Below are 9,656 nucleotides of genomic sequence, written 5' to 3'. Positions count from 1 at the left end.
GGACTTCGTCAAGTACGCCGAAGCCTACGGTGCCAACGGCCACCGCGTGGAAAGCGCCGAAGGCCTGCTGCCGCTGCTGGAGCACTGCATCAAGACCCCTGGCGTGCACGTGATCGACTGCCCGGTCGATTACAGCGAGAACGACCGCATCCTCAATAGCGAGCTGCGTGAGCGCGCGCTGGCGGTGTAAGGTGTAACGGCTTTATTGACATCAACCCGGCCACCACAGATATCTCCCGATCCTGTGGTGGCCAGTTGGTGCTAATTAACAACCTCCTCACGCATCTCTTGATTGATCATTCTCATGTTCCCAACTCATTGAGAACACGAGACCATGACCATCGGCTCAACACACAACCATCCTGCTGATCTGGCTATCGAGCCATCCCTGTCCGTAAAGCCGTGGGCTGCGCGTTACCCTAACCCTCCTGATCTTTGCTTTGATTATCGCCGTCTACTCGAACAAGAGGGCGGAGTTGCATACGCCACTCAGCCGGATCACCGGATATGTATTGTCGGTGCTGGTGTTACCGGGCTAACTGCAGCCCGAGAATTGCTACGTTGCGGCTTTACCCGTATCACCTTGATCGAGCAGTCCCGACGTGTGGGTGGGCGTCACCTTACGCTGGTGAATAACGCAGGAAATCACAAGCAACCTGTAACCCCTTTTGAAATGGGGGAGCAACGTGGCTGAACCCATATCGCCTTATATCGATACCTGAAACATTCGCATACAGCGTTGGATGACTGATCGAAACGCGCTTGGCTGCGCAAAGTTGTATCGGGCTGGGACCTATTACGATGCAGTGAGCCTGATGAAGTACAACCGTGATCTGAGTGCCAGTTCAGGGTTGTATCTGGCTGGAGAGTCCTTCTCTGTTGACGCCGGCTGGACCGAGCCGTGTTTACGCACGGCGCTTGATGTGGTCATCAACCTATGCAACAGAACATCGGCATCGTTCAATGGTGGCTTTATCCTGAACCACTACCCACATTATCAAGCTGGGAAATAGCTGCATCCGGGAGTTTTTGTGGGGAATTTCCTACTGGAACACTTCTCTCGTCCTTCGATCCCATAGGAACTCCCCGACTGTCACGCCCCCGCCCAACCCCGCTTTACTGGCGCCCTTCCAAAACAACCATAAAAGGAAGCCGCCATGTCTGAACACTGCACGCCCGTTAGCCCCGTACGTATCGCTGTCATCCAGTACGACCCTCAGGTCGGGCTGGAGCATTGCGATGGCAACCTGAGCAAGGGCCTGGCATTGGCCCGGTGCGCGGCGCGTGAAGGCGCCAACCTGATCGTGCTACCCGAGCTGGCCAACACCGGCTACACCTTCCACACGCGTGCAGAGGCCTATGCCCATGCCGAAACGCTGGAGGAGGGGCGCAGCCTGAAAGCCTGGGCGGATTTCGCCAAGGAGTACCAGGTATATCTGGCTGCGGGTTTTGCCGAACGCGAGGGACTGAAACTTTTCGACAGTGCCGCACTGTTCGGTCCGCAAGGCTTGCTCGGGCATTACCGCAAGGCGCACCTGTGGAACCAGGAAAAGCTCTGGTTCACCCCTGGCGACCTGGGCTTCCCAGTGTTCGAGACACCGATCGGCCGTATCGGCCTGCTGATCTGCTGGGATATCTGGTTCCCGGAAGTGCCGCGGCTGATGGCCGCGCAAGGCGCCGACATCATCTGCAGCCTGAACAACTGGGTATGGACGCCACCACCGCTGTTCGATGAATCAGGGCGCTGCATGGCGTCCTACCTGACCATGACGGCGGCACACGCCAACAACGTCTACATCGCTGCCGCCAATCGCATAGGTAGCGAGCGGGGCGGTCGCTTCCTGGGCTGTTCACTGATTGCCGGTACCAATGGCTGGCCCATCGGCGAGGTGGCCAGTGCAGAGGAGGAGGGCATTCTCTACGCCGATGTCGACCTCAGCAGCGCCCGCTCGGCGCCGATCTGGAACAGCCTCAACGACCTGCCGCGAGACAGGCGTACCGACCTTTACGATGCGACGCTTGGCTATCGCCTTCATGCACCTATGCCCCGCTGAGGAGTTGCATATGAAAACGCAACTCTTCCCCAACCGGCAGCGTTCGTCGGTGTTGATCCTTGCCTGCCTGGTGGTGCTGCTGGCCGCCAGCCTCGTACAGGGCCAATGGCCGGACTACACGCAATTGGCAGCGACGCTTGATCAGCCGCTAAGCCGCTTGCGTTGGATAGTTGGTGATATCAGCGAAGTGGCCTTCTATAAGCACGAGTTGCCCGCCCTGGGCTTGCTACTGGGAGCTTGCCTGGCGCATTGGGCCCATGTGCATGGGTATCGCTGGCACGGCTTTGCCATCTGCTACGGCAGCGGACTATGGCCGTGGGTGTTCACCAGTTCGCTGCTGGGCTTGTTGCTCAGTCACGCGTTGTGGGGATGGACCTTGGCCAGTGGCACCTGGCAACCAACCTTCGTTGCTTTCGTATCGTTGCCAGCAGCCATGGTGCTGTTGTTTGGTGCGGGTTGGCAGGTGACCATCACCGGCGCACTGCTGGGAGCGCTGTTGGTAACGCCAGCCAGCCTGTTCATGGTCAATTACCTGTGCTACCCCCTGCAGTTGCCGGTGGTAGTCGGCAACGTAAGCGGCATGGCGCTGGCAAGCGTGGTGGCGTTCATGCTGTGCTGGCGCTTTCCATCATGGGTACGGCCCAGTCAACCGCCCGCCGCACCTGAGCCCGTTGCGGCCCAACCCGATTACGGTGTGGCCTGGACCTTGCGGCGTGTACTGGCCGATTTCAGCGAAGCGCCATTCTTTGGTAATGAACTGGCTAGCCTCGGGCTGCTGCTGGGGGTATTCCTGGCATACATGCTGGCCCCCGCTGCGCCAGTCTACGGTTCGCTGCTGCTGATACCGATGGTTGCCGGGCAGACGCTGGCATCACTGGTGGGAGTCGTGTTCTGGCGTCGCCAATGGCAGGCGCGAGGCTGGTACCCCACTTACATTCCCATCGTCTCTATCGTACCTGCCGCTGTGCTCACCCACGGAGGAGGCTGGCAAGTGGTCGTAGCCAGTGCAGTGCTCGGCGCGTTGGTAGCGCCACCGTTGGCAGTGGCCATCAGTCAGCGCTTGCCGGCCTACATGCATGGTTACATCGGCAATGTAGTGTCGATGGCCATTAGCACACTGGCGATCGTTCCGCTGGTCGGGCTGCTTGCTGGAGGTGGCGTATGAAAGCGCATGCAAACCTGCCCAAATTGTCGATTGCCAGCCTTGGAGGGACGGTGAGCATGCGGGCAAGTGCGAGCGAATGGGGGGTGATGCCCAAGCTTGACTGCGATGAACAACTGGCCAAGTTGCCGCAACTGCGTGAGATGGCCCAGCTTGAAGCTGCCACTCTGGGTCTGCTCCCCAGTGCCTCGCTGGGCTTTGCGGCGATGCTCGAGGTGCTGGCCTGGGCCCGGGGCGAGGTGGCTCGCGGAGCACACGCGGTGATACTGACACAAGGTACCGACAGCCTCGAGGAAACGGCGTATTTCCTCGATCTGCTCTGGCCGTTCGATGCGCCATTGGTAATGACCGGTGCCATGCGCGCGGCCAGCCAGCCGGGCAACGACGGCCCGGCCAACCTGCTGGCTGCGGCGCAGGTTGCACTGGCGCCGGGCAGCCGTGGGCGCGGCGTTCTGGTACTGATGAATGATCAGGTCCACTGTGCTGCAAGGGTTCGCAAGACGGCAAGCCTCGCGATGGCTGCATTCGAATCGCCCGGGTGTGGAGCGCTGGGCGATGTTGTGGAAGGTGCTGTGGTATATCGTCAGCCACCTGGCCCACGAGAGGTGCTGCCGTTACCGCATCGCACCGAGCACCGGGTTGCAATGCTGGAAGCGTGCCTGGACGCAGATACGGCGTTGTTGAAGGCTACAGCGGCACTGGGCTACGAGGGGCTGGTCATCGCCGGTTTTGGTGCCGGCCACGTTTCCAGTAGCTGGTCCGAAGTGCTTGGCCATCTCGCGCCTACCTTGCCAGTGATTGTTGCTACCCGCACAGGCAGTGGCCCAACAGCCACGGCCTCTTACGGTTTTGCCGGTGCCGAGATCGATCTGCAGAGCAAGGGGGTACATATGGCGGGGCAGTTGTGTCCGCGCAAGTGTCGCATTCTGCTATGGCTGTTGATCGGAACTGGCAGGCAGCAGCTGCTGCATGGCTGGTTGCCACGTTAAGCAATCTGCCCGCAAAGCTGTAAGCGCGGGCAGCCCTTCGGGCGTTGCTGTGCTAGGGTGCACACACTTTTGCTTCCCAGGATGTTCACCCATGCTCCCCGCACTCAGCGAAAAAGAACTCGACCGCCTCGAAGACCTGCTGATCACCTACGGCAATGACTACTCGGTACTCAACCTGGCCGAGCTCAATGGCTTTTTCACTGCACTGGCCAGCTCACCGACCACTGTCACCCCGGAACAGTGGCTGCCCTCGGTGGCTGGTGGCAAGGTGCCGAAATTCAAGAAGCCGGCGCATGAGGAGGCGTATACGGCATTGATGCTGCGCTATGCCAGCCAGGTGGCGGAGGAGTTGGGGGACGACGTCGATCACTTCGAGCCGCTGTTCGAGGAAAGTGAAGGCGAGGCAGGCACGGTGGTCGTGATGGAGGAATGGTGCTTCGGCTATATGCGCGGCACCCAGGTCGCTGGCTGGGCCGAGCTGCCGCCGGAGCAGGACCAACTGCTCAAGGCCATTTCGCTGCATGGGCTGGAGGACAACTTCGAGTTGCTGGACCAGATGAGCGAAGCGGATATCCAGTCCTGCGTGCCTCAGGTGACCGAGGCAGCACGCAGGCTTTACCGTTACCACCGGCTGCAGGATTGACCTCTATGAGTAACCCCATCACCGACCAGGAGTTGGACGAGCTGGGAGAGCTGCTTTTCAAGTATGGCAATGATGACGCGATACTTGATGTCAGTGAACTCGATGGCTTTGTGAATGCCCTATGCAGCTCGCCGCATATGCTGCCACCAAGTGAGTGGCTGCCGGAGGTTTCTGGCGGCAAATTGCCTCGGTTCAAAAGCAAGGCCCAGGCTCAGCGCTACACGGATTTGATCATCAAGTTTTACAACACCGTCGCGATCATGCTCAGCGAAGCCACGGATGAGCTGAATCTGTTCTTTGAGGTCAGAGATACTGCGCAGGGCGAAATTGTAGTGCTTGAAGAGTGGTGCTTCGGGTACATGCGGGGTGTTCGTTTGGGACGATGGACAGAATTACCTGCCCATCTTCAAAAATATCTCGACGCTATTGCCTTGCACGGTTCGGAGGAAAATTTTTCCGTCCTGGACAAGATGAGCCTCGAAGAACACCAAGCCACTGTGCCGTTGGTGGTAGATGCTGTGCATGTTCTTTACCTCTACCAACGGCAGCAGCGATTGGGCTGATTTCTCTGATTTAGCAGGGACCTGTGGGAGCGACTTTAGCCGCGAACACCGGCGCAGCCGGTGCCAGGCACCGCGTTGGATTCTTCGCGGCTAAAGCCGTTCCCACGGGAGGGTGTAGTGCTTTTGGAGCGGGCTTGCCCGCGAGGAGGCCAGAAGCCTGAGTGCATTATTCCGCTCCGCGAAATTATGGTTTCCCCGCCACACGGATTCTGCTGCCAGCCGAACCGGTGCAGCATGTGCTCCACCAGCCCACCCCGGTGCTGATCAGGAGCCAAGCCAATGTCGAACCCGATCAAGCTTTACAACTTCCCCAAGTCCGGCCACGCCCATCGCATCGAGCTGATGCTTTCGCTGCTGAACCTGCCCACCGAGCTGGTGTTCGTCGACCTGGCCAAAGGCGCGCACAAGCAGCCGGACTTCCTGGCCCTCAACCCGTTCGGCCAGGTCCCGGTCATAGACGACAACGGCACGGTGATCGCCGACTCCAATGCCATCCTGGTGTACCTGGCCAAGAAGTACGACAACGGCACTTGGCTCCCCGAGGAGCCCGCTGCCGCCGCCCGCGTCCAGCGCTGGCTGTCGGTCGCTGCCGGCCCGTTGGCCTTCGGCCCTGCTGCCGCGCGTCTGGTCACGGTGTTCGGAGCCTCGTTCAACACCGACGAAGTGATTACCCGCGCCCATACCCTGCTGAAGGTGATCGACGCCGAGCTGGCCAAAACGCCCTTCCTGGCCGGTAGCACACCCACCATCGCCGATATCGCCAACTACTCCTACATCGCCCACGCACCGGAGGGCAATGTGTCGCTGGAGCCCTATGCCAACGTACGCAGCTGGCTGGCGCGGATCGAGGCGCTGCCGCGCTTCGTGCCCATGCCACGCACCGTGATCGGCCTGCAGACCAGCGCCTGATATCCCGCCACTGCGAGGAACGCCGCCATGCAACAGAACCCGGACCACCACTCCTCGCCCTGGCATGCGGGGGAGAAGACCCTGCAGGAAAAAGCCGGTGTCGCGGAGCGCATGGAGGCGTTCGGGCAGAAGGTCATTCGTGACTACATGCCCGACCAGCATCGTATTTTCTATCACCAGTTGCCGTTCATGGTCGCCGCCAGCGTGGACGCACTGGGGCGGCCCTGGGCAACGCTGCTGGAAGGGCCGGAAGGTTTCGTCAGCTCGCCGGACCCGCGCCAGCTGACGATCGACACTCAACTGCCAGCAGACGATCCCGCCACCCCGGGGCTGGCTGCCGGGCAGGCGGTCGGCCTGCTGGGGATCGAATTGCACACCCGCCGGCGCAACCGCCTCAACGGCCAGATCCACCAGGCCGGCGACGGGCAACTGCAGGTGACTGTGGAGCAGTCGTTCGGCAACTGCCCGCAGTACATCCAGCTGCGTGACTACACCCGTGTCGCGGAACCCGCCCAAGGGCGTGTCGATGCGACGACACTCGATGCCTCGGCTGTCAGCATGATCCAGGCAGCCGACACCTTCTTTGTCGCCAGCTATGTCGAGCATGTCGACGGCCAGCGTTCGGTGGATGTCTCCCACCGTGGCGGGCGGCCCGGGTTCATCAAGGTCGAAGGTAATCGCCTGACCATCCCCGACTATGCTGGCAACCTGCACTTCAACACCTTGGGCAACCTGCTGGTGAACCCGCAAGCAGGGTTGCTATTCATCGATTTCAGCAACGGCAACGTGTTGCAGCTATACGGGCATGCCGAGTTGCTGCTGGACAGCCCCGCCATCCAGGCGTTCGAAGGCGCCGAGCGCTTGTGGACGCTGGAGGTCGAGCAGTTGGTGCGGCGCCCGGCTGCCGTTTCCCTGCGTTGGGCCTTCAAGGAGTACGCCCCGACCAGCCTGATGACCGGCACCTGGGCCGAGGCCGACATACGTCTGCAGCAACGCCAGCGGCAGCGCCAATGGCAGGCCTGGCGTGTGCTGCGGGTGGAGCAGGAAAGCCGTGATATCCGCTCGTTCTACCTTGAGCCTCCTGCTGGCAGTGCGATGGCCTTTGCGCCGGGGCAGCATGTTCCGGTGCAAGTCCAGCTCGACGGTGAGGCGGCGCTGATCCGCACCTACAGCCTGTCCAGCGCGCCTTCCGACGGTTACCTGCGCATCAGCGTCAAAGCCCAGGGTCGGGCCTCGCGGCACCTGCATGAGCACGTCGTGGCAGGCGATGTGCTGAACATGCGCTCGCCGATGGGCAGCTTCACGCTGGACCAGCAGAGTACGCGGCCGCTGGTGCTGATCGGCGCGGGTGTGGGTATCACGCCGTTACTGGCCATGCTGCGCGAGCAGTTGAGCAAGGGGCAGGCACGGCGCATTCATCTGTTCCATGGTGCGCGCAGCCTGGCCGACCTGCCGTTCCGTGAGGAGCTGGCAAGTTTGCGGCAACAGGCCGGCGGCCTGCTGCACGTGTACCGCGCCCTGAGCCAGCCGGAAGAGCATGCGCTGGCGGGGCGTGATTACGAGTTTGCCGGTCGGCTGGGTATCGAGCAGGTCAAGGCGACGCTTGCGCTGGACGACTACGATTTCTACCTGTGCGGCCCAGGCAGTTTTACCCAGGACATGTATGAAGGGCTGCGCGGGCTGCATGTGCCGGATGCGCGGATTCATGCCGAAGCCTTTGGCCCGTCAACGCTCCGGCGGCACACCGACGATGACCAGCCCACCCTGCAACAGCCGCCCGCGGCCAGCGAGCCGGTGCCGGTGTACTTTGCGGCTTCGGCCAAGGAGGCGCGCTGGGCGCCTGGTAGCGGGACGCTGCTGGAGCTGGCCGAGGCTCGCGGATTGTCGCCGGAGTTCAGTTGCCGAGGTGGGTCGTGTGGTACCTGCAAGACACGGTTGGTCAGTGGCCGGGTGCATTACCCGAATCCGCCGGCGGAAACGCCGGAAAGTGGGACTGCGCTAATCTGTTGCGCGATACCGGCGCGGGTGGAGGAGGGAGGGCAGGCGTTGGTACTGGATATCTGATATGCCTTTACCGACTCATCGCCGGCAAGCCAGCTCTCATAGAACAACACATGACTCATTTGTTCGGCGAGGTTCTGTAGGAGCAGCCTTGTGCTGCGAAGAGGCCGGGGCTGACAAAGCCTGTCTATTGGCTGTACCGGCCTCTTCGCAGCACAAGGCTGCTCCTACAAAGGACGCGTCAGACGAGCGATATTGGTTCTCTGCGCGAAAGCGCAGCCCAAAGGGCTGGGCAATCTCCCACAGGTACTCCACCGTTGCCGAAACCTGTGGAGTACCTGTGGGAGCTGGCTTGCCGGCGATGAGGTCAGAACAGGCAACACAAAACGCCCAGATGAAAGATAATCCCGGCACTTCATAGCCTCCCAGGAACCCGCATGGACCAGATCCACCTGATGAAGGTGTTCGTCGCCGTAGGCGAGCTGGAAAGCTTCGCCGCCGCTGCCCGCCGTCTGGACATCTCCCCTGCCGCAGTCACCCGCGCCGTCAGCGCCCTGGAGGATCAGCTGGGGGTCAAACTGCTGCTGCGCACCACCCGCAGCGTACGCCTGACCGAAGCCGGTGGCCGCTATCTGGAAGACACCCGCCATATCCTCGCCAGCATCAACGAGGCCAACGAAGCCGCCGCCGGCATCAACGCCACGCCCAAGGGCGACCTGGCCGTCACCGCGCCCATCCTGTTCGGCAAGAAGTTCGTCATGCCGTGCATCGTCCACTACCTGCAGCAGTACCCCGAGGTTGACGTTTCCGCCTACTTCCTCGACCGCATCGTCAACATGGTCGAAGAGGGCATGGATGTGGCCGTTCGTATCGGCCCCTTGCCCGACTCCGGGCTCAAAGCACTGCGGGTGGGCAGGGTACGGCGCATGCTGTGCGCCTCTCCCGAGTACCTGGCGCGCCACGGCGTGCCGAAGCACCCGTCCGACCTGGCGGGGCATGCGGTGATCGGCACCACCAACCTGTCGCCGCGAGCCGGCTGGCGTTTCGGAGTAACCGATGAACCAACGTTGGTGCGCATGAAGCCTCGCTTGACGGTGACCAGCAATGACGGGGCAATCGCTGCCGCCAGCGGCGGGTTGGGCATTGCCCGCCTGCTGTCGTATCAGGTAGCGGATGAGGTGGCCAGTGGGCAGTTGCAGGTGATCCTTGCCGAATACGAAGAGGCGCCGTGGCCAATCCATATACTGCACCGGGAGAGCAAGTACGGTTCGGCCAAGGTCCGCGCCTTCATTGACATGCTGGCGCAGGCGCTGAGGGCTCGGCAGCTGGACTGAT

The 9,656-nt window shown here is 61.6% G+C and carries 10 protein-coding genes and 1 pseudogene; all 11 read left to right on the top strand.

The features are described from left to right. The coding region (locus tag CAG18_RS22255; protein WP_232873947.1) for a thiamine pyrophosphate-dependent enzyme at positions 1–190 on the top strand (190 nt) is incomplete at its 5' end. Between the two features lie 144 nt (positions 191–334). After that, the gene (locus tag CAG18_RS27370; RefSeq protein ID WP_223998001.1) at positions 335–694 is read left to right on the top strand and encodes an FAD-dependent oxidoreductase; all 360 of its coding nucleotides are present in this window, start codon (positions 335–337) and stop codon (positions 692–694) included. Beyond that, positions 681–1,013 (top strand): annotated as a pseudogene (locus tag CAG18_RS27580) (amine oxidase); the annotation flags it as partial. The gene CAG18_RS27370 and the pseudogene CAG18_RS27580, both read left to right, overlap by 14 nt. A gap of 144 nt (positions 1,014–1,157) precedes the next feature. Then, complete coding sequence (locus CAG18_RS22245; RefSeq protein WP_054571840.1) at positions 1,158–2,054, top strand: nitrilase family protein; 897 nt, start codon at positions 1,158–1,160, stop codon at positions 2,052–2,054. A 10-nt stretch (positions 2,055–2,064) separates the two neighbouring features. Further along, positions 2,065–3,219 carry a hypothetical protein gene (locus CAG18_RS22240; protein ID WP_085721559.1) on the top strand — a complete coding sequence of 385 codons (1,155 nt, stop codon included), beginning with the start codon at positions 2,065–2,067 and terminating at the stop codon, positions 3,217–3,219. Further along, on the top strand, positions 3,216–4,205 hold the full coding sequence (locus CAG18_RS22235; protein ID WP_085721558.1) for an asparaginase: 990 nt from the start codon (positions 3,216–3,218) through the stop codon (positions 4,203–4,205). The genes CAG18_RS22240 and CAG18_RS22235 overlap by 4 nt, the downstream gene beginning before the upstream one ends. Before the next feature lie 91 nt (positions 4,206–4,296). After that, positions 4,297–4,848 carry a UPF0149 family protein gene (locus CAG18_RS22230; RefSeq protein ID WP_085721557.1) on the top strand — a complete coding sequence of 184 codons (552 nt, stop codon included), beginning with the start codon at positions 4,297–4,299 and terminating at the stop codon, positions 4,846–4,848. A gap of 5 nt (positions 4,849–4,853) precedes the next feature. Then, positions 4,854–5,411, top strand: coding sequence for a UPF0149 family protein (locus tag CAG18_RS22225; protein WP_085721556.1), 558 nt, complete (start codon positions 4,854–4,856; stop codon positions 5,409–5,411). Between the two features lie 279 nt (positions 5,412–5,690). Beyond that, positions 5,691–6,320 carry a glutathione S-transferase family protein gene (locus CAG18_RS22220; RefSeq protein ID WP_015271508.1) on the top strand — a complete coding sequence of 210 codons (630 nt, stop codon included), beginning with the start codon at positions 5,691–5,693 and terminating at the stop codon, positions 6,318–6,320. Between the two features lie 27 nt (positions 6,321–6,347). Further along, positions 6,348–8,384 (top strand): pyridoxamine 5'-phosphate oxidase family protein, encoded by a 2,037-nt coding sequence (locus tag CAG18_RS22215; RefSeq protein WP_085721555.1) that lies wholly within the window; start codon positions 6,348–6,350, stop codon positions 8,382–8,384. Between the two features lie 374 nt (positions 8,385–8,758). Then, the gene (locus CAG18_RS22210; RefSeq protein WP_015271506.1) at positions 8,759–9,655 is read left to right on the top strand and encodes a LysR family transcriptional regulator; all 897 of its coding nucleotides are present in this window, start codon (positions 8,759–8,761) and stop codon (positions 9,653–9,655) included. The last annotated feature ends 1 nt before the right edge of the window (position 9,656 follow it).

This window comes from Pseudomonas sp. B22(2017) (genome assembly GCF_002113105.1).
Taxonomy (GTDB): domain Bacteria; phylum Pseudomonadota; class Gammaproteobacteria; order Pseudomonadales; family Pseudomonadaceae; genus Aquipseudomonas; species Aquipseudomonas asiatica.
The sequence above is the reverse complement of the archived record's forward strand: the minus strand, read 5'-3'. Positions and strand labels throughout refer to the sequence as shown.